The sequence below is a fragment of the Streptomyces sp. NPDC031064 genome (assembly GCF_055570965.1).
In genome coordinates this window covers 1-25,506 of sequence record NZ_JBVIGF010000010.1, presented here as the reverse complement: position 1 = coordinate 25,506, position 25,506 = coordinate 1, and the positions used below count along the sequence as shown (strand labels likewise).

General features: G+C 67.3%; 18 protein-coding genes and 6 pseudogenes. 12 read left to right on the top strand and 12 right to left on the bottom strand.

The genetic code is table 11. From position 1 onward, the window contains the following. Window positions 1–140 precede the first annotated feature (140 nt). Both ACZ46W_RS30675 and ACZ46W_RS30670 read left to right on the top strand, forming a co-directional pair. Window positions 141–491, top strand: a complete 351-nt coding sequence (locus ACZ46W_RS30675; RefSeq protein WP_468344452.1) for a CU044_2847 family protein — start codon at window positions 141–143, stop codon at window positions 489–491. Between the two features lie 22 nt (window positions 492–513). Further along, complete coding sequence (locus tag ACZ46W_RS30670) at window positions 514–4,644, top strand: nSTAND1 domain-containing NTPase (protein WP_468345240.1); 4,131 nt, start codon at window positions 514–516, stop codon at window positions 4,642–4,644. Between the two features lie 140 nt (window positions 4,645–4,784). Here ACZ46W_RS30670 and ACZ46W_RS30665 read toward each other — a convergent pair. Together ACZ46W_RS30665 and ACZ46W_RS30660 are read right to left on the bottom strand one after the other, a co-directional pair. Continuing rightward, window positions 4,785–5,563, bottom strand: a pseudogene (locus ACZ46W_RS30665) (IS5 family transposase); the annotation flags it as partial. Window positions 5,564–7,133: 1,570 nt separating this feature from the next. Beyond that, window positions 7,134–7,622, bottom strand: coding sequence for a hypothetical protein (locus ACZ46W_RS30660; RefSeq protein WP_468344449.1), 489 nt, complete (start codon window positions 7,620–7,622; stop codon window positions 7,134–7,136). Between the two features lie 589 nt (window positions 7,623–8,211). Between ACZ46W_RS30660 and ACZ46W_RS30655 the strand changes: the two genes are divergently transcribed. Further along, a protein-coding gene (locus ACZ46W_RS30655) for an IS5 family transposase (RefSeq protein WP_468344445.1) occupies window positions 8,212–9,032 on the top strand; the annotation gives its coding sequence in 2 pieces (ribosomal slippage) (window positions 8,212–8,559 and window positions 8,562–9,032; 819 coding nt in all). Here ACZ46W_RS30655 and ACZ46W_RS30650 read toward each other — a convergent pair. Next, window positions 9,022–9,378 carry a hypothetical protein gene (locus ACZ46W_RS30650; RefSeq protein WP_468344442.1) on the bottom strand — a complete coding sequence of 119 codons (357 nt, stop codon included), beginning with the start codon at window positions 9,376–9,378 and terminating at the stop codon, window positions 9,022–9,024. The genes ACZ46W_RS30655 and ACZ46W_RS30650 overlap by 11 nt on opposite strands. A gap of 945 nt (window positions 9,379–10,323) precedes the next feature. On the opposite strand from ACZ46W_RS30650, the gene ACZ46W_RS30645 reads away from it, so the two are divergent. The 7 genes and pseudogenes from ACZ46W_RS30645 to ACZ46W_RS30615 all read left to right on the top strand — a co-directional run. Further along, entirely contained in the window at window positions 10,324–10,659 is a 336-nt protein-coding gene (locus ACZ46W_RS30645) for an effector-associated constant component EACC1 (RefSeq protein WP_468344439.1), read from the top strand. A gap of 11 nt (window positions 10,660–10,670) precedes the next feature. Further along, window positions 10,671–12,722, top strand: a complete 2,052-nt coding sequence (locus ACZ46W_RS30640; protein ID WP_468344436.1) for a caspase, EACC1-associated type — start codon at window positions 10,671–10,673, stop codon at window positions 12,720–12,722. A 465-nt stretch (window positions 12,723–13,187) separates the two neighbouring features. Further along, a complete protein-coding gene (locus ACZ46W_RS30635) occupies window positions 13,188–13,517 on the top strand; it encodes a VOC family protein (protein ID WP_468344433.1) in 330 nt (109 codons plus the stop codon). Window positions 13,518–13,524: 7 nt separating this feature from the next. Then, window positions 13,525–13,986: a hypothetical protein gene (locus ACZ46W_RS30630; protein WP_468344430.1), complete on the top strand. Its 462-nt coding sequence runs from the start codon at window positions 13,525–13,527 to the stop codon at window positions 13,984–13,986. 268 nt (window positions 13,987–14,254) lie between these two features. Next, entirely contained in the window at window positions 14,255–14,599 is a 345-nt protein-coding gene (locus ACZ46W_RS30625) for a hypothetical protein (protein ID WP_468344427.1), read from the top strand. A 43-nt stretch (window positions 14,600–14,642) separates the two neighbouring features. Continuing rightward, window positions 14,643–14,831, top strand: a pseudogene (locus tag ACZ46W_RS30620) (IS5/IS1182 family transposase); the annotation flags it as partial. A gap of 14 nt (window positions 14,832–14,845) precedes the next feature. After that, window positions 14,846–15,036: pseudogene (locus ACZ46W_RS30615) on the top strand (ATP-binding protein); the annotation flags it as partial. 77 nt (window positions 15,037–15,113) lie between these two features. Here the strand turns inward: ACZ46W_RS30615 and ACZ46W_RS30610 are convergent. Beyond that, a complete protein-coding gene (locus tag ACZ46W_RS30610; RefSeq protein ID WP_468344424.1) occupies window positions 15,114–15,461 on the bottom strand; it encodes a hypothetical protein in 348 nt (115 codons plus the stop codon). A 100-nt stretch (window positions 15,462–15,561) separates the two neighbouring features. Between ACZ46W_RS30610 and ACZ46W_RS30605 the strand changes: the two genes are divergently transcribed. Further along, window positions 15,562–15,882: a hypothetical protein gene (locus tag ACZ46W_RS30605; protein ID WP_468344421.1), complete on the top strand. Its 321-nt coding sequence runs from the start codon at window positions 15,562–15,564 to the stop codon at window positions 15,880–15,882. Window positions 15,883–16,016: 134 nt separating this feature from the next. Here ACZ46W_RS30605 and ACZ46W_RS30600 read toward each other — a convergent pair whose 3' ends face one another. From ACZ46W_RS30600 to ACZ46W_RS30570, 7 genes and pseudogenes are all read right to left on the bottom strand, one after another. Continuing rightward, complete coding sequence (locus ACZ46W_RS30600; protein WP_468344418.1) at window positions 16,017–16,433, bottom strand: DUF4259 domain-containing protein; 417 nt, start codon at window positions 16,431–16,433, stop codon at window positions 16,017–16,019. A 61-nt stretch (window positions 16,434–16,494) separates the two neighbouring features. Then, window positions 16,495–17,250 (bottom strand): ISL3 family transposase, encoded by a 756-nt coding sequence (locus ACZ46W_RS30595; RefSeq protein ID WP_468344415.1) that lies wholly within the window; start codon window positions 17,248–17,250, stop codon window positions 16,495–16,497. 134 nt (window positions 17,251–17,384) lie between these two features. Then, window positions 17,385–17,495, bottom strand: a pseudogene (locus ACZ46W_RS30590) (transposase); the annotation flags it as partial. A gap of 813 nt (window positions 17,496–18,308) precedes the next feature. Then, window positions 18,309–18,584, bottom strand: coding sequence for a hypothetical protein (locus ACZ46W_RS30585; protein ID WP_468344412.1), 276 nt, complete (start codon window positions 18,582–18,584; stop codon window positions 18,309–18,311). 737 nt (window positions 18,585–19,321) lie between these two features. After that, a pseudogene (locus ACZ46W_RS30580) lies at window positions 19,322–21,362 on the bottom strand (helicase associated domain-containing protein); the annotation flags it as partial. A 504-nt stretch (window positions 21,363–21,866) separates the two neighbouring features. Beyond that, window positions 21,867–22,235 carry a peptidase inhibitor family I36 protein gene (locus ACZ46W_RS30575; protein WP_468344409.1) on the bottom strand — a complete coding sequence of 123 codons (369 nt, stop codon included), beginning with the start codon at window positions 22,233–22,235 and terminating at the stop codon, window positions 21,867–21,869. Further along, window positions 22,232–22,819 (bottom strand): hypothetical protein, encoded by a 588-nt coding sequence (locus ACZ46W_RS30570; RefSeq protein ID WP_468344406.1) that lies wholly within the window; start codon window positions 22,817–22,819, stop codon window positions 22,232–22,234. Before ACZ46W_RS30570 ends, ACZ46W_RS30575 begins: the two co-directional genes overlap by 4 nt. A gap of 396 nt (window positions 22,820–23,215) precedes the next feature. On the opposite strand from ACZ46W_RS30570, the pseudogene ACZ46W_RS30565 reads away from it, so the two are divergent. Continuing rightward, window positions 23,216–23,485, top strand: a pseudogene (locus tag ACZ46W_RS30565) (transposase); the annotation flags it as partial. A 383-nt stretch (window positions 23,486–23,868) separates the two neighbouring features. Here the strand turns inward: ACZ46W_RS30565 and ACZ46W_RS30560 are convergent. Then, window positions 23,869–24,351, bottom strand: coding sequence for a DUF4253 domain-containing protein (locus tag ACZ46W_RS30560; protein ID WP_468344403.1), 483 nt, complete (start codon window positions 24,349–24,351; stop codon window positions 23,869–23,871). Window positions 24,352–25,506 lie beyond the last annotated feature (1,155 nt).

Sequence of the window (25,506 nt, the reverse complement as noted above, 5' to 3'; positions counted from 1 at the left end):
AGCTCCAGGCGTTGACAACGCCGCAGTTCCGTTCACGGCGCTTGGCGGCCTCACCCACGAGGCGACAGGGAGCGGCATTGGCGCCGATGGCACCCCGCTCGTCGACGCCTGAGGTGAGCACGATAGGCGGAGGAGGCGTTTTGACACCTCTGACTCGGATTCCGCTGGAGGGCGGGGGCTGGGTTCTGGTCGAGGAGCCAGCGGGTGCGTTGGAAGGGCCGGTGAAGGCCGGTCGTATCGGCGATGCCATTCATGAGCTACCGGGGAGTCTGCAGGGGGCTCTGGAGCCGGTCGCCAAGGCGGCTCACGCCACACTCGACCAGCTGCGCAAGGCTCACCCCGACAACATCACGGTCGAGTTCGGTGTCGACCTCGCGGCCGAGGCCGGGGCCGTGATCACCAAGAGCCAGGCCAGTGGCCATCTGAAGGTGACCTTGTCATGGGCGAAGGAAGGACTCGGTCACCCTCTCCCGCAAGAGAATACGGGCTGATCCGGTGGAAGGCGTCGGCAAGGTGTCGGACGACCCTACAGCGTCGGATTTGCCCGCTGCCGTGGCACAGATCCTCGGGCCGGGAGGGAAAGTGGCGGGAGCCGGTTTCTTGGTGGCCGAGGGTGTCCTGGTCACCTGTGCGCACGTCGTCCGGGCGGCGGGAGGCGGGCCCGGGCAGCGAGTGGGAGTGGTCTTTCCCCACATAGCGGAGAGGTTCCGGGCCGAGGGACATGTCGTGACGGGGCTGTGGCGTGCTCCCGAGGACGAGGACGTGGCCGTCCTTCACCTGAGCGGTACGTCGGCAAGCATGAGATCGTTGCTGTTGGGCTCCGCGGCGGGCTGCCGGGGCCACCATGTGCGCTCATTCGGGTTCCCCGCTCAGGCCCCGCCGGACGGACACTTCGGCTTCGGTGTGGCCGGAGATCTGCTGCCAGCTGTCGGCGGCGGGGGCCCGCACCTGCAGTTGACGGCCGCCAACGACCTCACCACCGGGTTCAGCGGCGGGCCGGTCCTCGACGAGGTGACCGGCCTGGTCATCGGCATGCTCACCGAGATCACCGCTCCCGACGAGTACGTACGAGGTCAGGGCATCGCGTATGTCACGCCGACGCAGGTCTTGCGGGAGATCCTGCCGGAACTTGCCGAGCAGGCGCTGTGTCCCTACCGGGGGCTGGAGTCGTTCACCGAAAACCAGGCCCGCTGGTTCCAAGGCCGGCGGGACGCGGTACGACAAGTCGTGTCGAACCTGGCCCGCCAGCGGCCGCTCACGCTGCTGCTCGGGCCCTCCGGGTCGGGCAAGTCGTCTCTGATCCAGGCCGGTGTGCTGCGTGCGCTGGCCGCTGGGGAGCTGCCGGGCAGCGACCGGTGGTTGCCGGTGCTTGCCCGGCCGAGGCAGGACTTGTCGGCGGAGATCGAGCGCGCGGGGCTGCCCGGGGCCATCACCGAAGGGATAGCCGAGGCGGTCACGCGTCGCCTTGCAGCCGAACCCACCCGCGAGCGCCTCCTGCTGATCATCGACCAGTTCGAAGAACTCTTCACCCAGACTGCCAATGGCTCCCAGCGGAACCGCATGGCCGTCCTGGACCAGATCGCCGCAGCGGTCGAATCGCCCGCAAGCCTCAGCGTAATCCTGGTCATGCGTGATGACTTCTATGCCCAACTGGCCGCTGCGGCCCCCACGTTGCTGGAAAGGGCGATGCCAGGGCTCCTCAACGTACCGGGCACCCTGACCAGGCAGGACCTGCACGACATCATCGTCCTGCCCGCACAGGACGTGGGACTCCACTTTCAATCGGGACTGCCGGAACAGATCATCACCGACGTCCTGGCCACCACTCCCGAGACAGCCACAGCAGGAGAGGCACCCGCAACCGTGCTGCCCCTGCTGGAGCTGACGCTCAGCCAACTGTGGCTCCGCCGTCAGGACGGATACCTCACCCATGAGGCCTACCGTCGCATCGGAGCGGTCAGCGGAAGCCTGACCACCTGGTGCGACAGCGCCCTCAACGACTTGGCCCCCGGACAACGGACCATCGCACGGCGCATCCTGACCTCCCTGGTGCACCCCGCCGACGCCGGCCGCCACATACCGGCCGTTCGCGCGCAGGTCCTCCTCAACGAACTGCGAGACCTGGCAGCGGGCCCGGACGACACAACCGACGGCGACGTCGACACCGTGATGGCCGCCCTCACACACCATCGCATCATCACCACCCAGACGCTGCGAGACCCACAACGCCCAGACGCGCCTCCCGGCGAGCCGGTGGCCGAACTGATCCATGACGCGCTCATCCGTGACTGGGGCACACTGCGCGAGTGGATCAGCCAGGATCACCATTTCCAGGAGTGGCTCAACCGCACCCGGGGACAACAGGCCCGCTGGGCAGCCACAACCGACACGGGAGATCTTCTCGGGGGAACAGCACTCGCGGAAGGCCTCGAGTGGTCACGACGACGTCACCTGCCAGGCGACATCACCGCCTTCCTCACCGCCAGCAAACAGCGCCAACAAGACGTCATTCGACGTAGCAGGCGCCTCAACACGGTCCTTGCCGGCCTGCTCGTACTCGCACTCCTCGCCGCAGGGGGCGTCCTCTGGCAGTGGCGGACAGCAATTACCCAACGGCAATCAGCGCAGTCCCGGCAACTCGCCACCCAGTCCGACACGCTTCTCCGTGCAAACCCTGAACTCGCCTCGCTGCTGGCCGTCCAAGCCTACCGCACCAGCCACACCCCCGAGTCCATCGAAAGCCTGCGGACCGCAGCGGCCCTCCCCCTGCACCGACGTCTGACCGGACACACCGACGATGTGAATTGGGTGGCCTTCAGCCCCGACGGCCGCACCCTCGCCACCGCTGGCAACGACGCGACCATACGGCTGTGGGACATCGCGACAGGCAAGAGCCGCACCACCCTGAGAGGGCACACCGACAAGGTGTGGTCCGTGGCCTTCAGCCCCGACGGCCGCACCCTCGCCACCGCCAGCAGCGACGCGACCGTGCGGCTGTGGGATGTCGCCGCCGGCAAGACCCGCGCCACCCTGAGAGGGCACGATGACGCGGTGACGTCGGTGGCCTTCAGTCCCGACGGCCGTACCCTCGCCACGGGTGGTGTCGACGCGACCGTGCGGCTGTGGGATGTCGCCGCCGGCAAGACCCGCGCCACCCTGACCGGCCACATCGACGAGGTGAATTCGGTGGCCTTCAGTCCCGACGGCCGCACCCTCGCCGTCGGAGATTTTGACGGGACTGTGCGGCTGTGGGATGTCGCCGGCGGCAAGACCCGCACCACCCTGACCGGGCACGGTAGCCCGGTGTGGTCGGTGGCTTTCAGTCCTGACGGCCGCACCCTCGCCACCGCCGGCGAAGACTCGACCGTGCGGCTGTGGGATGTCGCCGGCGGCAAGACCCGCACCACCCTGACCGGGCACGATGGCGGGGTGCCGTCGGTGGCCTTCAGCCCCGACGGCCGTACCCTCGCTTCAGTCAGCAGCGACGCGACCGTACGGATGTGGGACGTTTCCACTGGCAAGACCCGCGTCACCCTGAGAGGGCACGCTGGCGCGGTGTGGTCGGTGGCCTTCAGCCCCGACGGCCGCACCCTCGCCACCAGCGGCGTCGATGCGACCGGACGGCTGTGGGACGTGACCACCAGTGCGACCCGCACGTCCCTGTCTGGGCACACCCACGAAGTGGATTCGGTGGCCTTCAGCCCCGACGGCCGCATTCTCGCCAGCGGCGCTTTCGACGCGAGCGTGCGGCTGTGGGACGTTTCCACTGGCAAGACCCGCGTCACCCTGACCGGGCACGCTGGCGCGGTGTGGTCGGTGGCCTTCAGCCCCGACGGCCGCACCCTCGCCACCGCCAGCCTCGACGCGACCGTGCGGCTGTGGGACCTTTCCACCGGCAAGACCCGCGTCACCCTGAGAGGGCACGCTGGCGCGGTATTGTCGGTGGCCTTCAGTCCTGACGGCCGCACCCTCGGCACCGCTGGCGGAGATTCGACCGTGCGGCTGTGGGACCTTTCCACCGGTAAGACCCGCACCACCCTGACCGGGCACGAGGGCACGGTGAATGCGGTGGCCTTCAGCCCCGACGGCCGCACCCTCGCCACCGGCAGCATCGATGACACCGCGCGGCTGTGGGACGTGACCACTGGCAAGACCCGCACCACCCTGACCGGGCACACCGGCTGGGTTAGGTCGGTGGCCTACAGTCCCGACGGTCACACCCTCGCCACCGCCAGTGACGACTACACCGTGCGGCTGTGGGACGTCGCCACCGGTAAGACCCGCACCACTCTGACCGGGCACGAGGGCGCGGTGAATGCGGTGGCCTTCAGCCCCGACGGCCGCACCCTCGCCACCGCCAGCAACGTCCCGACCATACGGCTGTGGGACGTAGCCGCCGGCAAGGCCGTTGCCACCGTGTCCGGTCACAACGACACGGTGTCATCGGTGGCCTTCAGTCCCGACGGCCGTACCCTTGCCACCGGCAGTGTCGACTACACCGCGCGGCTGTCTGACGTGACCCTCCCCCAACCTTCCGAAGCGATCAAGAAAATCTGCCGTGCCGTCAACCGCGACCTCACCCCAGAGGAACGGACGGCGTACCTGTCGGATCAGTCAGCAGACCCGGTATGCCCAACAAGATGAATCAGTTGCACGACCGCCCTGCTCGCGCACATGGGCGGAGACCAAGGCAGCCTTGACCAGGCCCGTGGTGGCCGTGAGCCGGCTACCGAGCCGCAGGCGAAGACCGCCGTCAGTAAAAGGCTCGTGACCCGTCTCGCGCGGGCCTTCTTGAGACGTCTCCAGCAGATGAGGCCGCAGGCGAGAGAGACGAGGGCGTCGTGCAGGTCGAGGCGTCTTTCCCAGCGGACGGCCAGGCGTTTGAAGTGGTGCACGGGCGAGAAGGTCTGTTCGACGACGTAGCGGAGCTTGCCCAGGCCCTTGATGTTCGGGGCGCCTTGCGGGAGATCACCGGCAGGATCCGGCGCCGGCGCAGCTCGCGGCGGTTGGGATTGCTGTCGTACCCCTTGTCGCCGAGCAGGGCGTCGGGACGCCTGCGCGGTCGGCCGGGTTTGCCGGCCACGGGTGCGATTCCGTCGACCAGGGCCAGCGTCTGCGTGACGTCATTGACTGGCCGCGGTGGTGATGACCTTGAACGGAGTGCCTCTGCCGTCGCAGATCAAATGGTGCTTACTGCCAGTCTTCCCGCGGTCGACCGGTGACGGGCCGGTGACCTCGCCCCCCTTTTTCACGCAGAGTGGGAGGCATCCACGCAGGCCCGGGTCCAGTCCAGTTCGTCGGCCGCTTGCAGCCCGGCGAGCAGGAGGCGGTGCAGCTTGTCGAAGACGCCGACCTCGTGCCACCGACCGAGTCGGCGCCAGCAGGTCTGCCCCGAGCCGAAGCCCAGCTCGAGCGGCAGCAGTTGCCATCTGACGTCGTTGTAGAGCACGTACAAGATGCCCTGCAGGCACAGCCGGTCATCGGCCGGCTTCGGGCCGGGAGTCTTCTGCGGCCAGGGCGGCAGCAACGGCTCGATCAGCGCCCACAGTTCATCATCCACGATCCACGGCCGGTTCCCCACACCCCACGAACGGCAGAATCGGCGTAATGGTCACGCCCGACCAGCACACCTCAACAAGATCGTGTTACGAGCTCTAAGGTAGCGGCGGGGCAGTGCGCGCATCGCGTGTCGCAACCCCATGTCTGTCGCCGAAGCTTGAAGCGCATTGGGAGGCTGAATCTCGAGCGCGATGGGTCGACTGGGCTCAAGTAGCCGCAGTCGGTGTGGCGGGGGTTGGCCTGCTCCTGAATGGCTACAGCGGGATTCTGCAATCACGTGCAACCCAGGACCAATTACGCCAAAGCCGCGAGCAGGATCATCTGCGACCCGAAGAGCAAGCGGCACTGTTCGATTCGACCGTCCTAGTGGGCAAGGATAAGAAGAGCACCGTTCTTGCGCTGTCCAACTACTCCCGGAGATGTCAAGGGTGTCTTTGTTCTTGCTACGGACACAGATGATGCCAGGTGGGCCTTCAGGTTTCCGCATGTTCCACCATGCACTCGTTGGACGCTAGACATGCAAGATGTCAAGAAAGCCAAGCCGAGCGTCCTCAAGAATGATTGGAATCCTGGCTGAGAACGCTCGACGCAACAGCCTTTGCAGACTGGCGCGCGAGGCAGTAGCGAATTGACCATAACGGCACACTGAGGCGTGATTATGTTCACAAAATCACAGGCGGAGACGAAAAACCTTCCGGCTATAAGCGCGCCATCAGTGACTACCGCATGCTCGTCCTTGCAGAGCAGCAACCAATTCCTGACTGTTAGTGGTAAAACCCTACCTCCATGTTGCTCCGGGCCGGTTGGCGCTTCGGCTGCTCGTAGGTGGCTGGCGACGTAGCTGGCGCGGTCGCCGCCGTTGGCTCGATGCCAGGTGTGGGCTGTGCCGTCGGCGGCGCCCAGGAGGTCTGCGAGCATCTTCCAGTGGACTGCCCTCACCAGTGCAAGCCAGGCGCCGTTGCGGGCTTTGCCGTCGCTGGGGATGCCCAGGCGGTTCAGGCGTCTCTGCAGCGTGGTGGAGTTCATCGGCTGGCCGGGACGAAGCCCTGGGAAGAGGAACGGTGTTTCCCGGCTCCTGAGTGGGGCTGCTAAGGGGCGGCGTTCGTTGATCAAATGCTGCAACAAAGCAGAAAGCCGGGGCCGCAGATGCGCGCGGTGCTGCACAAAGTCTGGGGCGAACCGGGCCCGGCACCCGCGCAGCGCGGCTCGGTCCCGCTGATGACGCAGGAGTTCCGCGCGGCCCCTGCCTCAAGCAGCCCCTGACCAGGTGACGCGGCAGGCCGGGCGGCGAAGGGGTACATGTACTGCATGGGGAGGTTAGCGGGTGCGGTGGCCGGTCGTAGTGGACCGGGCCCGGCAGATCGGGGAGAACTACCAGGCAGCGTTGCGCTGCGCCAGGTGGTGTACCGGCTCGTCTCGGAAGGCTGATGGTGATTCTGGTGAGCGACCGGGGATGCTACTCGCCCCACTGGCTCCAGTTCTCAAGTGAGTAGGGAAGTCTGGCGAGCAACGTACCGTTGGCCGCTGAGGCCGCTCGCTCGTTCGATTGCCGCGCCACGCTGGCCGGCCCCGCTCTACGAGCGCGCGCGCACCTTCCGGAGAATCTCCTCGCGAAGCTTCACGCGATCTGAGTCCCTTCGGAAGCGAATGCCCCTCTGCCGCTCTACTGCTTCAGCCAGCCTCCTGGCCTGGCCCCAGTCGAGTTCGTCGACCATCTGCACCGCGAGCCGCATGGCGTGGTACTGCTCGAAGGAGGTGCGCGGGTGCGCGATGGCGGCGAGGGTGGCTTCGAAGTTCCGCAGTTCAGGCTTGGCCTGCATCATTGCCAGGGCGGTGATGCGCTCTTCATCCGTACCGTCACGCAACCAGCGCAAGACCTCGGCCGACTCGAAGGACCGCTCCTGTGCCAAGCGGCGTGCACGGGCAATCACCGCTTCTAGGGCCCATGTGCGTGCGGCACCGGGGCGCATCGAGCCGCGCACCGACCTGTAGTCGGCGGCGATAGGACCCGCAGCGTCCAGCAGAGTCCTCGCCTCCGCACGCAACTCACGAGCCGTGGTCATGTCTCCCTGACGCTCGATCTCCTCCGCCAATGCGAACCTCTCCGCTGCAGCGGCCCGGAGCCTCAGCGTGGCCCCTCCGAACTCAAGGCTCTCGATACGACTGCCTAGCAGAGCGAGGAGAAGTAGGACGCCCCCGAATACGATTAATGCCGCCGCGCCAGTCCCGTTCTGGGTCGCGAAAACCGCACATGCCCCTAAACCGAATGACCCCGCACCCAGGAGAACCGTGAGCGTACGCAGGGCGGGCGTGAACCAGGCAGTCGCGGTTCTTGTTTTCACCGGCCTCTCCGCTTCTGTTGGGATAGGCGTGAAACTACCGGCAAACCGAGGCGTAGTCGGTCAATTCATGCTGCGTGTTGGTGTTGTCCAGGGGGCCCAGCACCGCGACTTCGCAGGTTCAGAAGCGGGTTCTCACGCGCCACGGGCAACCTGGATCGGCCCCCAAGTGTCTGCTGGTTGGCAATCGGGCGGCGCCTCCATCGTGACGTCCTTGGCAGGTCAGCGCGAGCCTGTTGGGGAATCAAGTCGAGCAACTCTGGGGGCAGCTTAGGCATCGTTTCTTATGGCGTGATCGTTCGTTGAGCCGTGCATGACGGATCTCGTTGAGCGACTGGCGCCGGACGAGTTGTGGGTGCTGTTCAGGCGGGTGGTGCCTCCGATAGTGGTCACGCGTCCGCAGGGTGGTGGTCGACGGCGGGCAGGTGACCGCGAAGCCCTGGCCGCGATCATCTTCGTGGCGACCTCAGGCTGCACGTGGCGGCAGATGCCGCCGGTGTTCGGTCCCGCCTGGCCCACGGTCTACCGCCGGTTCGCCCAGTGGAGCCGGGACCGGGTCTGGGCCAGGCTCTACCGCGTGATCCTCGATGAACTCGGAGCGCGGGGCGAGCTGGACTGGTCCCGGTGCGCAATCGATTCCGTCAGTCTGCGGGCGGCAAAAGGGGGCCCTTGACGGGACCGAATCCGACCGACCGCGGCAAGCTGGGATCGAAGATCCACCTGATCTGCGACCGGAACGGACTGCCACTGTCCCTGGGCATCTCGGGTGCGAACATGCATGACAGCCAGGGTCTGGAGCCGCTCGTGCGCGGCATCCCGCCCATCCGGTCCCAGCGCGGGCCTCGGCGCCGGAGGCCGGCGAAGCTGCACGCGGACAAGGGCTACGACTACAACCACCTGCGCCGATGGCTGCGCGAGCGGGGGATCCGCCACCGCATCGCCCGCAAGGGTGTCGAGTCCCCGCAGCGGCTGGGCCGGCATCGCTGGGTGGTTGAAAGAACCGTGTCCTGGCTGGCGGGCTGCCGACGCCTCCACCGGCGGTACGAACGCAAGGCCGAACACTTCCTCGCCTTCGTCGGCATAGCCGCGACCCTGATCGGCTACCGCTGCTTGGCGGCCCTACTCACGGCCTGAGCCGGTCCTGCTGCACGTCGAAGCAGACCAGCCCCATGGACTCCGCCACGGCCGCCGCGTAGGCCGACGCCTCCTCGGCCATGCTCCACCGCATGGCGAAGTAGATCAGCGGACCACTGGCCTCGTCGATCAACGGACCGGTCGACCAAGGCGAGGTGTCCTCCTCGTCCTCGGTAATGTCGCACCACCGCTCAAGCAGCGCGGCCACGTAAGCCGCAATGCGTTGGGACGGAGGCTCTTCCACCTCGCCGTCGATGTAGCGGTCGTACAGGTTGCTGAAGACCTGGCCGGCGGTCTTGTCATCCGCCGGCCTCTCGCCTTCCCAGACAGCCAGGTCGTAGCTCATGCCCCGGAGACTCCCACACCGCACTGACACTCACCTGGCCGTCGGCAGCACGGACCTCAGCCAAAGGAAACGACGTCTTAAGCAGCGGGTGGGAGTCCCCGCCGCTTGGTCGTGTCCATGACCTGACATATTTCGTCAGTGACCTCAGTGGGGTATCTGTCCCTTACCGCCCCACGTTGGACCAGTGCCTCTGCCGATCCGGGCGACGAACCCGACGCGGCTGCGGCGAGGTGACGGACAGCATTGCCGCGCGGGGAGACGAACGACGGCGACACTGTGGACGGCAGCAATGCGGCCGCCCATCCCTCGGAACGGGGCCGGACGGCGGCGCCCAGACGCGCGGGGACGGCGCCCGTACCGCACTGCGGCGAAGCGACGGGACAACAGAGTCCCGCACCACGCGACCGCGCCGGCGGCCGCAGCAGCGAGGCATGCTCCGGCGAGACGCCCGGACGGCCAAGCGGCCCTACGACAGACGGCCAGCCGGGCGTCGTCGCGGCGGGTCAGCAACACACCACGGCATCTCGCCGCGGCCGCCCGGCGGCACGTCTCACCGCGGCGGCCGGGACGATACCGGTGCACGACGACCGCGTATGACGGCCAGGCACTGGGTCTGGGATGTTGTGGAGGGACAGTCGCCAGCGGCGGACAGTGTTGGGGCCACCACCCTTGGGCCGCCCCGACACAGCAGTACAGCAGTGGGAGGCCGCGGCCTACCGACGACCCGTACGCCCACCACTGGTTCGAGAAGCGGATCACCGGACAGTCATCGACTCGCGAAGCCGGCTGAGCGAGGGGACCGCCCTCTGTGGGACACAACTGTTCGTGTCCGCGCGATTGTGACGAACCGCTTCCTTGGACCGTGGCCGAACCTCTACGCTGAGCGAGCTTCGGGGAGGCCCGTCAGCACGGAAATCCGGGGGACGTATGCGCTTGGTGATCAGCGTGGGCAAGAATCCACAGGAGGCCGAACTGCGTTCCCTCCACGACTGGTTGACCAAGGACAGGTCGATCCGGCGCAGCGCCGACCCGCAACTGGCGTCGGCGAGCACTCCTGTGCCCGGCCAGCAGTCGGCGGTCCTCGACATCGTCTCCCTGGTGCTCAGCAGCGGCTTCAGCTCAGCTTCGCTCGGACTAAGCCTGGCCAACTGGCGCGCCACCCGCCCGCAGCGACCGACCGTGACCGTCGAGCGCCCGGACGGCACCAAAGTGGCCCTTTCCACGGATGATCCCGAGCAGGCACAGCGGCTGCTGCGGCAGCTGATCGACCCCGAGTCCTGAAGCAGCCGCCCATGGCCGTGGACAGGCTTCCCGACCCGTCAGGTTCCCGTGCCGCACTCATCGGCGCCAGCCGGTTCGCCTTCCTCGAAGACCTGCCGGCCGTGGCCGGCAACCTGGGTGCTGTGGCCGCACTGCTGACGGCCAAGTGGGGACTGCCGAAGGAGAACTGCAAGGAACTGCTGGATCCCGCCACTCCCGGGGCCGCCTCGAAACTGGTGCGGGAGGCCGCTGCGGCGGCCACAGACACCCTGCTGGTGTACTACGCCGGACACGGCCTGCTCGGTCCGAGCGGGAGCCTGTATGTCGCGGTCCCGGACAGTGATCCAACATCCGTCTATGACACCGCCGTCCCGTACGCGTGGATCAGGCGTGCGGTGCAGAACAGTCCGGCCGCCCGGCGGATCGTGATCCTCGACTGCTGCTACAGCGCCCGCGCCTTCGGCCCCCAGTCCGGCAAGGTGGTCGATCTCGCGGAAGTCGACGGTACGTTCGTGCTGGCCGCCGCCGCGGAGACCGGGGTGGCCATGGCCCCTCCCGGGGATCCGCTCACCGCCTTCACCGCGGCGTTCACGGACGTACTGCGCGCAGGTGTGGCCGACGCGCCCGAGATGCTCGACCTGGACACCGTCTATGAAGGCCTGCGGAGTCTGCTCGTCAGCCGGAAACGGCCGGAGCCGCATGTCCTGGACCGCAATCGCGTGGGCCGGATGGCCTTTGCACGCAACGCGGCCTTCGCGCCGGCCCCCATTGTCCCCGCACGGCTGCCCGAATCGGTGCGCATCGGCTTGGACAGCCCCTACCCGGCGATCCGGCGAGGCGCCGTGGCGGCGCTGGGCGACTGGCTGGGGAGTGGCGATCCCGCGCGCGTCACCACGGCACGCGAAACGCTCACGCAGGTCGCCGCCGAGGACATCCCCACGGTGGCCCAGGCAGCGCGCGACCTCCTCGCCGCCCATGCCGTCGAGAGCGACGGCGGCTCCGAATCCCCCACGGCACCCGCTCCCCCCCCTGCCCTCGCCCCTGTACGTCCGCCTCGTGGTCGTGTCCGGCAATTGCGGCGGTTGCGGTCCCTAAGACCGAGCGTGCGCCGCCGAGCTGCCTGCGCCCGCCTTGCCGCCGTGCTCATTCCCGTGTTGCTGACCGCGGCCGGAAGCAGTGACCTGAGAACAGTTGATGTTCCACTCGGCGGTGTGGACCTCGTGGTCTTCAGCCCGGATGGGAAATTCCTGGTCACCAGCACATACGACAGAGTGCGCCGGTGGGATATCTCGGACGACAGTATAAGAATCAAGGCCGTGGACACCTACGAATGCGTCGGCCGATGTCTGGCATTCAGCCCCGACGGAAAATTCGTCGTCGACGATGCCTACAATGGCATCTCTCTCGTCAATCCGCTGACAGGTGATACGGACGCGAACGTTGAAACCGCGGACGCCGACGTCGAGGCCGCAGCGCTGACCACCGATTCAAAGACGCTCGCCATAGGCGATTACGAAGGCACGGTACGACTGTGGAACGCAGCCACGGGCAAGCACCTCATCAATATGAAAGCTCATGCCGGCCAGGTCAAGTCCATGGCATTCAGCCCGAACGGGAAACTCTTGGCGAGTGCTGGAGAGGACGACGATGCCATCCACATCTCCGACGTGCCGACAGGAAAACTAAGATTCACTTTGAACGTTTCGTCCCCGGGAGGCCTGGCCTTCAGTCCCGATGGGAAAGCTCTCGCCATCGCCAGCAGCGGCAGCGCGGTCGACCTGTGGGAAACGGGCACGACAAAGCCCTTTCGTAAACTGGTCGGTCACGACGATTGGGTGAACGGCGTCGATTTCAGCGAGGACGGCATTCTGCTCAGCGGCAGCGACGACTACACGGCCCGACTGTGGGATCCCGGCACCGGGGAGCAACTGCGCGTGCTCGTTGGCCACACCGACTGGGTCAACGCCGTGGCGTTCAGCCCGGACGGAAAGACCGCCGCGACCGCGAGCGACGACGGAACCGCTCGAGTGTGGGATGTCGCGACGGGCAGGCAGTTGCACAGGCTGGCCCATCCGGAGGAGTAGCCGAACGGACGGCCCATCAGTGCACGCCCCGCGCGGCTACGGCACTCCCGGCGCTCGTCACCACTGCAGACTCAGGTGTCAGGAAGAGAAACTGCGGCCAATCAATACGGTCGAATCGGTCACCGGCCGCGTATACGCTCCTGACCGAGAGCACGGCGGACACATCGTCATGAGCCTGATCAACGCGGGCGGATGCCTCCGCACTACCAACGATTAAGCCTTCTTGCACACCGCCACCGTCCTGGAACAAGCAGCGGTAAACACTCTCTACGCAGCGAACCTGACCCGGCCGCCACAGCTCCGACCAGACGCCATACGGGCCCACGGATCTGAGCACCTGTGTACGGGCGTCGTACGCGGCCGCGGTCGCCTCCTTCCGTCAGATTCGGGCAGGACGGTTTGCCGATGAGTCCTCCGTCTTCGAACGGTCTACACAGCGACACGACCGTTCTCGACAGGGGTGCCATGTCCACCATCCAGCCAGTGATCTTGACTGCCAACCAGGATGTCCTGCTCGGCTTCTATACGAAATTGCTCGGCGCCGAGGAGGTCTTCCGCGTACCGCAGGAAGGCCCGGCCTTCTACCTCGGCTTGCGCATCGGAGACACCGACCTCGGGCTGGTGGCCAAGGCCAACGCCGAAGCCGGGGCGGGCGCCACGGATCCTGCTCAGCATCGGTGTCTACGACATCGACGAGACGCTCGGCCGGGTAACGGCACTGGGCGGCGGCTCATGCGGGTGGCGACGGTGTTCGATACCGCACGCGCAGGGAGCAAACCGGGAGCAGCCCTATAGCGAGTACATGGTGGAAGAGTTCATTCCCAGTACCCCGGCCACCGTGGGTGTGCTGGAGGTTGACGAGGACCTGATGACTCTGCCGATCCACACGGTGGAGACCGACCGCGAGTTCTACGACTACGAGGCCAAGCACGACCTGTCCCTCCGGCGCGAGACGTGCCCGGCTGCCTTACCTGACTGGTCGCTACCCCCATCGGCGCGGCTGAGCAAGGCCGGTTCCTACTGCTGCCGGGCCGCCGGGCCGCTGCTCGCCGGGCGAAAGGCACACAGCTGGCATGAGGGACCGACCGGGGGGCCGGGAGACACATCGCCTCCCGGCCCCGGCTGGCCGGGCTGGTTACCCGGATCGGAGCCGACCGGCAAGCTAAGGGGCGAACTGACGACCGATCACCCAGCCTGGACCCCCACCGCTGGCGACCACACGGCCGACCCACGGCGTGCGCAGCGGCCCCAGTTGAGTGGCTGACCTCTTGGGGACGCGATGAGCTGGAGCTGCACTGCGTCGCTGGCAGTGACGAAGCCGAGCCGCCCATAGTCACCACCGGCCCGGCACCCTGCTGGCCAGCATGGCCCACGAGCTGCGCATGGGGCTGCTTCAGCTCGGCCGGACAAAAACAGCGGCGTCAGCGTCGACCGACGCCTAATGGCTGTCCCGCAAACGCTGGCTGGGTTCGTCCAGGTGAGGGCCAGGATCCCACGAGCCTCCGACACGGCCGGTGTGGCAGCCTGCTGACATGCCATGGGAGCTGCGAGAACATGCAGGCCGTCACTACGCCGTCCTGTTCCACTACGCGTTGCCTGACGACGCCTGGGCCGTGGAGCTGAGCGAGGCTGTGCCTGCGCCAGCCACGGGTACCGAGACCCCCGACGCCGCGGTGATCCACTTGCCCGGCGCTGCCTTCTTGGTAGCGCTTGTCCCAGACGAGGACCCGAATCTGCAGCCGACCGTTCGCGTCTACAGCCCTGATGAGCGAGTTGTCCCCTACGAGGTCATGCGCTGGTTCATGGAGCAGGTGGCCGACCAGGTAGAACGCTGCCGCATCGCGTTCGAGCAGGGGGAGCCTGAAGCAGTGGAATGATCACGCAGTGGCTGGTGTGATCACGGCGTCGGAGCCGTCTTGAATAGCCCCGTTAACCGGGCTGAGCCCTCGCTTGTTCGGCAAGCTGGTGGGTCTGTTGCGGCGCGAGGGTGCGGATGCGGTCCGCAAGGGCTGACGGTGGGGCATTCCGCTGGAGGACCGGGCACTGCTGGTCGCGGCGTACTGGCGAGTAAACTTGCCGATGTGCCAGCTCGCCCCGCTGTTCAGGGTGCTGACCGGGTGGGGGAGAAGAACAGCGTCGCCATCGCCTCGAACGAGTCGTTCGGCGGCTGGACCAAGACTCCACCGACCCCCGGCTCTGCGCGGCCATTGTCGACCGCCTCACCTTCAACGGCACCATCATCGAGACCGGCACCGACTCCTACCGCCTCGCCTCCACCCGAGCCCGAGCGGAGAAATCGGCCAAGGCCGGCTGACCGCGACAGGCTCAGGGCCGGCTACCCGCCCCATCCAGGCGAGGGGACGTCGGGCCGAGACGCTCCAGTAGGCTCCGCTAGCCATGGATACCAACGCCGAACCCGGGCAGACCCGGCACACCACGAATGCTGCTGGTCCGCCGATCCGGCATCTGTTCCGGGACGTCATTGCCGACCGCATGCAGGGCCCCAGGCCGCCCCAGCCCGCGATGCTGTTCGACGGCGAGGTCGACTCTTGCTGGGACGACCGGAGCTTCCTCGGCGACTTCTGCAGCGAGATCCTTCACCAGGACACCTGTCAGCCGGCCACTGCTGACGGCCTCGCCCTGGTCACGGCCCTCGCAGTCGACGACCGCATTCCCACTCGGCACCGGTTCCAAGCCGTCGACCTGCTGTTCAGGGCTGCCACTGTCGCTGAGCGCCATCTCGCCGAGACCTGGCTGGCCACCCCGCGGCATGCCGATTCCGACAGCGAGGCCCGGGCCCGCAGCGCGGTCCAGCTCTGCTGGCCCGCTGGTCGGCCGAATGCCCGCGGTTCGCCTCGCCCTCGCCGGACTCGCCGTGGTCTTTCCGACGGACCGCACCCTGCCCGCCCTGACACCGCGCCTGCAAACCTTCACGCACCAACACACCCAGGGCACCGACATCGGCGACTACGTGCGGTTCGTCCTCGTCCTGACCACGCAAAACGACGACCAAATCCTCACGGCAACGGAGAAGCTCACTGACGCCTACTGGACGGGAACAGCGCGCGGAGTGCCAGCCCGGCCACGAGCCCTCCACCTCCTCGGCCAAGTGCTGACGAAGGTCGGAATCAGACTCACCCGAGCACCCGCCGGGCCGTGACGCACTGCGCGTCGCTCGCGCTGCTATTTCTGGTGCACATCGACGGGCCTCAAGATCCGCCACTGCTGCCCAAACTGGCGGACAAACGCTGCCCCTGGAAGGGCTCTGGCACGACTTCCGTGAAGCGGTCACGATTAGTGATCAGTGGGTGTTTCGAGTGCTTCGAGGATCTGTCGTACTTCCTGGCGCCACTGGTCGGCGTCGGCGCTGTCCACCCAGCCGGTTGCCATTTCTGATCCGTCCCGGAGAACCCGGTCAAGTGCGAGTTTCGCCGACGCGCGAAGCGAGGCTGGCAGTTCGGGCAGCGGCTCCGTGGGGCCGTCATCGGGGTCAATCACGATGGGGCTGTCCGGGAGGGTGCTGGCGACGAGAGCGCTGGCGGCAACGGCTTCGGCCCCGTCTCCGCCATCGACGCGTTCTCCCGAGTCGGTGACTCGCTGGAATGCCCGCTCCAGCACGTCGATGACCTGCTGGTGGGTGAGTCCCTCAAGTTCATCGACGAAGTCTGCGGCGAGGTCGCTGTCGAACGGGCCGGTTCCCCACGTTCCCATGCATGGCTCCTGATACGGCTGTCTCGGACGAAGGCATGGTTTCAGGAGCCACTGACATCGGTCACGGGGCGAGAAGGACCCGCTCGCGGAGCAGTGCGAAGCCGGCGCGTCCGAACATCTGGCGCTTGAGCATCTTGATCCGGTTGACGTGTCCTTCGACGACGCCGGAGTTCCAGGGCAGGGTCAGGCCGGCGATGACCGCGGCGCGGTCTCGGTCGATGCCGGCCGCGAGAGTGTGGAGGCTGGGAAGGTCGTCCTGGCGGACGGCGTCGAGCCACTGCGGGAGTCGTTCGCCCTGGCGCTCGGTGAGCATCTGGGCGAAGGACCGGACGTGACCGGTCAGGGCGTCGAGTTCAGGGCAGTTGGCCAGGACGGCCCTGAGCTGGAGCTGTTCGATCTCGGTCAGCGTCTCGGGTCGGCTGAGAATCCATCTCGTCACCACGCGGGCTGCCAGCGGTTGTGTGGTGACCGGCCGTGGCGAGGTGCGCTTCTCCCGCAGGTAGGCGCTCACCCGGCCGTAGCTGCCTCGATAGTCCAAGGGAACGATCTCCTCCCAGAGCTTCCAGGCGTTGGTGCAGCCCTCGTCCCAACGTTGATCCAGGTAGGGCTTGTACTCGTCGAGGACGGAGGTCCTGTTGTGCTGCCACTGGCCGCGAAAGAGGTCTTCCGGCTTCGCAGCGTCGGCGAGGCTCTTGACGGTGCGGTGGGTGATCTGGAGCTGACGCCCGATGGAACGGCGGCTGTGGCCGGCTTCCAGCAGCGCGTGGACCGTGGCATGCCTGGCTCGGACGCGGTGGCGAACCGCTCGCTCCGCCATGGAGAGTCCGCCTTCTCCTCTGGCGGCACCGGTTCGTCGACCTTCCCCTCGCGATCGGGGACCAGGACGCGAAGACACTGCCGGTGGCGGGCGACAGCCCGCTCAGCGGCCTGGCCGAGGTTGTGCCACAAATGCCAGCGGTCGGCGACCTGCGTCGCCTGGGGTGCCCCGGCTGTGGCGCCTTCCGCGAAGAACGGCGCGCGGTCCCGGCAAACGATCTCGATCCCGGGTCGCTTCCCAGCCACGCGGCCAGGCTGGACGCCTCCCGGTCAGGCAGCAGATCCACCGGCCGACGGGTCTCGACGTCGACGAGCACCGTGCCGTAGTCCCGTCCTTTGCCTGTGGCGTACTCATCAACACCAACCACCCGCGGGGCCGGGACTTCGGGTTCGGACAATGCATCGAGCAGCCGCAGCACCGCGCTGCGGCTGATGGACACCCCGAAGGCCCGTGCCATCCGGGCGCCAGCCCGGCCGACGAGGGCGAGACCCACCCTGGCGAGAGTCGACCGCAACCGCTCCGTCCACCTGCTGTGCCGCCTGGTCAGTCCCGGCAACTGCTCAGGGCACGTCCGCCGAGCACACGAAGACTCCGGACAGAAGAACCGCCGGACTCGCAGTCGGGGAACCACGAGACGTCCCCCACTCGGCACGTCCGCAGGTAAGAGCTGTGCACCTGGGACGACTCGGTTCCACAGTCCGGGCATGCCGCCCCGGCCGCCGTACTGCACACGTCGATGCGTATCGCCTCGTGGCTCACGTCCAGCGACAGCACCGACACGTCCGCGATGGACGGTAACAGCAGGCCCTCCAGACGGGGCGACGTCTCTTCCACGACGCCGCACTGTCGACCACACAAGATCGGCCCTGGCCATTTTCAGGCAACTTCCCGAAGCCTGATCGGAGCACCAGTCGTCACTCAGCGTGCGCGCATCACGGAAAGCGAGCCAGAACCCGAGTTCGGGAGGCACCCGCCACTGACTCGACGGCTACATGTACCGGTGTGCCCAGACTCCAGTGGCCGAGCATCGTGGCCCGCGCCGCCGACATCGTCACCAGCTACAGGAGCTCGTCGTCGAACACGTTCAGGAACTTGGTGGACGCCCACCGAAACTCCTCGTCATTGTCCCGCGACTCCAGCAAGCCGGCTTCCACAAGCGCCAAGAGGGTAGCGTGGAGAGCTCGCCCAGCCGGGTTGTCTTCCCAGAAGATCCTCTTGCTCTTCGAGAAGGGAACGTCAGCCGTGAGCACACCGAGGCTCAACCCCAGCTCATATGCGGCCTGGTCCCAGTAGACCCAGTCCTTCATCGCTTCCGAAAAGACCATTGCAGTCACTCACCCTTCTCCTCGTTACGGTGCAACTCGAGTCCAGAGGCCGCTCGCCGGACCGTGAGTGACTCCCAAACTCATCGACATTGATCATGGAACAGGGCCGCGCGGTGACTCCCGAAGCCGTCGACGAATGATTCCCGCTCTCGCGTACAAAGCCAGCCTGCAGCGCGGCGCTGCCGACGATCCGGTGGTGGCTTGCCTGGGTGGAAGTCGAACTGCCTGATACACCGTGTCATGCGCCGGCCGCCAAGGGACACCGGTGTAGGCGACGCCGATGACTACGGCGACGATCGTGATCACGCGGGCGGCGCGGCTGGCGGGAGGGATGTTCGCGGCGTTGGTCATGAGGTGGTGGACTCCTTCTGCGGCGGCGAGCAGGGCAGTCGGAACCGCTCCGGTATAGCCGACCCGGGCCACAGGGGTGCGTGCTTCCCGGCAAGGTACCCTCGCCCCGCGACGAACGCGCCACCCCAAGCGGTGACGATCACGCCACCACGGTCCCGACCGCGCGGATCAGCGGACTGCAACGCGCCCGCTCGACCGTGTAATACCGGCGTGGCAACACGCCTACGCGTTGTACATCTGACCTGCACAATCGCGAGACCACAGCCATCAGGGACCTGTGTTTCAGCACGTAGTGCACCGCTGTCCGGAGCCGGAAGACAAGACGAAGGCCCCGGGGGTCACGACGTCCCGGGGCCTCGCTGACCTCCCAGCTCTACGACGGACGAGGTGGCGTGTCACGCCCACTCCACTCCCAGCTTCCGCAGCGCGTTCCGTTGCTCCACCGTGAGTTTGTGGCGCCGGGTTTTGGTGTTGGTGATCCATACGCCCAGCTTCACGGTCACCGGCTCGGCCTCGCCGTCGACGGCGAGCTGCTCGCTGTGACCCCTCGGCACGGGCCGGTCCACGCCTTCCCGCTCGACCCACTGCGTGAGGGCAGCCAGGCCCGCTGGAACGCCGCCTGCGCCTTGCTGGGGCCCTTCTCTGCGCGTGGCTGCCGGGGCGGGAGACGGGGCCTCAGCGGGCTGCACGCCCAGCTTCGCCAGCCGCTCCTGCTGCTCGGGGAGAAGCTGCGCCCAGGTGCCCGGGTTCTTCTGCCGTTCCAGCCACCGTCCGATGTTGTCGCCCCCGAACAGCACGCCGGGTTCGATGGCCGGCAGGTGGCCGTTGGTGTCGACCAGGTCCGCCAGGATGCGGTAGTGGCGTTGCCAGTCGAGTGGCCAGGGGCAGTTCCAGTCGGTGTCGATGGCGGTGAGCTGTGCCGCGCGTACGGCGGCCCGTTCCGGGTCCTTGCCCAGGCCGTTCTTGGCGGCCTTGCGACGGAGGTTGGCCATGTGCTGTCCGATCGGCGCCTCTACCCCGTCGGCGGGATCGGTCCAGACGGCGTCCTGGCGGGGTGCGAGGTGCCCGGGGGGCCGCCGGTACGACCGCAGTGCGGCGAGCTTGTTCTCCCACGCTTCCTCGCCGGGTTCCCACACCATCCCGGCCTCGGGCGCGTCCAGCAGCTCCTTGCGGTGCGGATCGAGCTCACCGGCCCGCAGCGTCTCGCGCTGCTGGTGCACCCACCACCCGAGGGGGGAAGTCCTTGATGACGCCGACCTCGACCTCGATGTCGTACGGCACGGCGTACAGGCCCGTGATCCCGTTCTCCCTGCGCCAGCGCAGCAGCGCCTCGTAGCCCTCCAGCCAAGCCAACGACTCGGGCCGCTAGACCCGGGGGCGCAGGAAGGCCGCGATGGTCACCGCGTCGCACGGGCTAGAGAAGTGGAGCAGGGCCGTCTCGGCAGCGGCGTCGGTGTCCTCTTGCTCCCGGCCCTCTCCGTCAGCCTCTTCGCGGGCCCCGACGATCCGCCCGTCCTCGTCACGCTGGACGTGTAACTTGCGTTTGCCGCTGGTGAGCGCGCGGGAGGCGAGCTGCTCGACGAGTCGTTCATCATGACTGCGCAGGCCCTGGAGAACCGCTACGAGGGGGCGGAACGAGGCGGAGGCGACCATGTCGGTCGGGTCTTCGGCGAAGCCGATCGCCTCGACACCGCGCTCGCCGGTGATGTCCACACCTTCCCCGAGCACCCGAACGCTGGCGAGGAAGGCGCGGTGGACCCGGCGGCCAGCCGCGTCGATGCCGATGGCGCACTGGCGCAGGACTTCGCGCCGCTCGGACACGAGGTGGTCGCCGCACAGCCAGGCCGCCCACACTCGGTCCGGGGGTACTTGGCGGCCGGCCTCCAGCTCGTAGAACTCCGCGTCGATCGACGACTTCGGCAGGGCCTCTACCTTCGCCAGGTCGTCATCGGAGACGTCGTTGACGTACAGCTCGGCCGCCGTCTCCGGCAGCTTCTCCGCGAACGCCGCGGCCTCCTTCACCCGCTGGTGGAACGTCATGACCGTACGCAGGTTGTACGCGGCGGCGTGCTCCACGAGCGCCGTCTGCAGCAGCGCCATGCGCCGGCCCCGTAGCGCCTTCCTCCTACTCCCCGAAGACCGGGGACGGATCGCGGATCTCCAGCACGTCGATCTCGAACCCGCGAGAATCCCGCGCTCGATCGCCTCCGAGAGCCCGGGCTCGGTCAGCCACGGTCCGTACGTCTCCGAGTCCTGGCCCGTCGACGCCAGCACCACCTTCTGGCCGTCAGCGCCCCTCGGCGGCCGGGGCGCCGCCAGGATGCGCGGCGTCGCGGTCAGGTACAGCCGGAAGTAGGCGGGGATCCGCTGGTTGTCGTGGATCGAGGCCCACGGCTGACCAAGATCACAGGCGGTTCCGTGGGCCTCGTCCACGATCCGCTGTACCGACTGTTGCGCCTGATACGGTCCCCGATCGTGCTGCCCGCTCTGGTGCCGCCCGTCGCCGCCGCTTCGATGCTGGTGTCGTGCCGGTTGGCGTCTGTGTGCTGGGCGATCGATTCCCTGGAGATCCAGGGGGGGTGGGTTGCGGGGCTGACCAGTGCCTGCTTCACCGTGCTACTGGCCGCTGATGGCTTGCCTGTTCCGAAGGGCGAACTATCCGGCGTTGAAGCTTGCTCTGCTCGTCGTCCTGCTCCTGGTCCTTGTTGCTTTGCTGGTCATGGGTGCTGGGTTCACCCGGCCTTCCGGTATCCGAAGCTCGCTACGCCGCTGATGGTTGCCAGCACCATCGGTGCCGTTCCCATCGGCGTGGTGGCCGCTGTGGGCGCTCTGTGACGCGGGTGTATGGAGCCGGTAGAGGGAACCGACCGTGCTGTTCACAGCCATTGGTGCACGGTTGTGACCAGCACGGTCGCAACAGACCCTAGGCGTATCGGGCGGTCAGCAACTCTTCGCCCAGGTGTGGGAGCTGCCGCGGTCGTTCGCGCGGCCGTTGAAGCTGACCTCCTGCCCAGGGGCCAGGCAGAGGGTGACGCCACCGGTCAGCTCGCGGCCGTCGTAGATCTTGACATGGTCGGGGACGCCGGGGCCGGAGACGCCGTGGTTGGCCCACGAGGAGTCCTGGTTCGACATGTTGCCCTCCCACCATCGGTCGTCCCCGGAGTGGTCGATCTTCATCCCGTCGAAGTTGGCGTGGGTCCAGACGCAGAAGTACCCGCTGCGGCATTCCGCCGCCTGGGCGGTGGGGGCGGCGGCCAGCAGGCCGGCGGAGATCAGGCCGGCCGTGAGGACGGCGGTGATGCGCTTCATGACGTGGTGTCTCCTGTCGGTTGGGGGTTGTCGAGCAGGGCGGTGGCCTGGGTGAGGGCGTGTGCGCGCAGCCGCTCCCAGTCGGCGATGTCGGCCCGGTGCCGGGCGCGGACCTCGTCGAGGCTGCGATTGGTGTGGGTGGCCTCGGAGTGCAGGTTGTTGACGATCACGGACACGCGGAACCAGCGCCGCTGGTCTCCGTAGAGGCGGCGCTGGGCGGCGGCCAGGCAGCCGTCGGTGTGGGCGCGTACGACGTGACCCGTGGGCAGCGACAGCGACAATTCCGTCGGCCCGGCGCCGAATAGAGCGGCGGTGACCCGGTCGTGCTTGCCCGGGGGCGGCGAGGCGTGCCCGCGGCGCGGCGGAGTCAGTTCCTGGCGGGTGAGGCAGGAGTCGGTGAGTCGCTGGGTGGCGGTCTTGATCACCTCGTCGGGGTCGGCACGCGGCGCCTGTGGTGCACATCCGACCAGTAACAGGGGGAGCGGCACGACCACGATCAGCAGCGGTACGAGCCGCCGCACGGAGGCGGCCGGTTGTGCGGGGCCGGCCGGGCCTCTCCGGTCGGACCGGGTGCGGAAGGGCATCGGCGGATCAGCCCCGCGTGGCCGGGGGCGGAGTCCGGCGTGAGGGCAGGGTGGTGCTGGGGCGAGGCGTGCGCATGGTCCCCCGAGTGACACGGTCGTTCCGGGCTTGTAGCTTGATCACGTTCCCATGCGCAGGCCTCGGGCCGCATCACCCGCTCAGGTGACTTTCGACGCGGCCGGTCTAAAAGAGCGTTTTGTTCTGCCAGGGGTGGTTGGCTGCGTTTTGGGTGGCCGACCTGCCTGGGACTGTCGAGTTGCTGGCCACCGTCGCGCTGTCTGCGCCTAGTGATGATGGTCGAGGGTCCGTTTCGGTCCCTTCGCCCCCTGTCTGATCCCAACACGCCCCGGTCGCGTCTGTTTGCGCCCTGTCGCGGGATGGCCGCCATCGGTACTACACCGAGTGCATGCGTTCTCGATGCGCAGAGCATCAAGACCTCCGGTCAACGTCCCGGCCACCGGCCAGGGGTTGACGCGGGCAAGAACATCGCCGGCCGCAAACGCCACATCGGTGTGGACACCCTCGGTCTGCTCCTGGCCGTCTGGGTCACCGCCGCCAGCGTCTCCGACAACGCTGGCGGCATCCACCTGCTTTCGAATATCGCCAAGGCTCACCCGCGCGTCACGAAGGCGTGGGCCGACACCGGCTACCGGACCAAAGCGCACGGACCAGGAGGACGGCGGACGCCGACGCTGGGCCCTCATCGATATGTAGGCCACGGGCGGAGGCCTCTAGGTCCAGAACCGGCGCGTGGTTGTCGAAGCGGCCGTAGGGGAACTGTTCTGTGACGCTGTGTTGGTTGATGGGGCGTCGTGTGGTGTGCGCTGGGTGTGCGTCGCGGGGTTTCGCTGGTGGTGGGTGTGGCGGGCTTGGGTGCCGGGTTGGTGGGGGTGTTGTTTGGTTGGTGAGGGCTGTTGTTGTTATTCGGTGAAGGGTGCTTGTCGTGTGTGTGGGGCGTGGGGGGTTCTGTTGTCGAGTGGTCTGGGCTGGGTGCGGGTCCTTTGAGTGAATGTGGTTTCCAGCAGGCTTGGTGATTGTTTTCGGAGGAGGATCAGTCCCACCAGGAGTTCCTGTTGTGGGCGCCGGTGAGTTGTTCGGCGTAGGTGGCCAGTGTGCAGGGTGGGCTGTTTTGCCAGGTGTTGTCTGGGCAGAAGGAGAAGTGCTCGGCGGCGACGAGGAGAGCGTCTTCTTTGTTCATCGGTGGAGCGGCGATGCTGAGGTGCAGGGTGGAAAACCTGACGGCGACGACTCGGGTGCCGAAGCGGTGTTCCCAATCGGTGATGATCGCGGAGAGCTTTGCGGTGTCGTTGTCGTAGTTGCAGGGTCCGGGCCAGCCTACGGTTGTGAGGGCCTCGGCGCCGGACGCGGCTGCGACCAGCCCCAGCCGGGACTCGGGTCGATCGGAGTGAAACGCCTGCGCGTACTCGGCAGCCGGTTGGCCGGGGTTCGTCGCTGTCTGTCGGCTTGGGGCGAGGCCGGGCCACCTCTGGCCGAAGGGGGCCGTGACGGCGAGGCGTTCTTCGGCGGAGAGCATGTCGTCTTCATGGACGGCGGTGTAGGCCGACCACCACTTCGAGAGGAGGCCGGCCGGGTTGTGGCTTGCCGGGGATGACGTCTGTTCGGGGAAGAGCTCGCTTGACCCTCATGGGTGGAAGTGGCCGTCATGGGGATCTAGGGAATCAAGGAGTAGTGGGTAGAGGCCGGAAGTTGTGTGCTCGGCCTGGAGCTGTGCCCACAGTTCGGCCGTGCCCGGCCGATCGCTGAGCCAGAGGGGCTGCGCATCTCCATCGCTCTCATCGGATGTGATCATCCGACCGGGCGGGGGTAGGGTCTTGAGAGTCGATCGGGGCTCGGGGTGCACGTGCGGATGCTAGTGGTGCAAGATTTCCGGCTTGCCGGGCGAGGGCGGGCGGTAGTCGGGATTCTCTTGGTTGGCCATGACTGAACCCGATCTGATGCAGGGCTGCCCGTATCCGCCTCCCACGCTCAAGCGACCATTGACAGACGGAAGAAGGGCTGGCTGCCACCGGACTACGGTCTGCGCGAGCTCCCGCCTCCGCGCTGAGCGTTGCCAGCCATGCTGTTGTGGGATGGCTGGGCAGACCGGGGTTGAGCCCGGGCACTCTGTGATGCGCCGCGTATGGCTGCCCAAGCGGCCGCATACACCTATCGTCTGATGCCTTGTTGGGTTACTACCGGTCAGTCGCTTTAGGCAGATGGTGGCGGACAAGCTGACGCGGTGCTTGCAGCCCGCATCGCTGCGCCCGCCGGGTGCCAGAATCCATCTGTACTCCAAAATGAAGCACAGCCCTGAGGAATCCGACCACGCATGGCCTCCACGCTCGAAAACCCCAGCAACCCGAAGACCCCGTACCCGCAGGCAGACCACACACCCCTCTACTGCTGCGCCCGCGATAGCGGGCCTGTCAGGGAAGCGAAGCGGACCGAAATCCCTGACTCACACTCAACTCATGCCATCCACCGGATCGCAGAGATACCTGAAACTCAAAGCGAAAGACCACCTGAAGCCGGAGAGCGAAGCGAGCCGGCCGAGCCTCGCGAAGCGAGGCTCCCGCCGAGCGAAGCGAGGCAGTCCCACCAGGCTCCGCGAAGCGGAGCCGCCCCCGGCCGAGCGAAGCGAGGCCGTTCGTTGGCGCAGCGCGCAGCGCTGCGGAACCCGCGCCGCGGG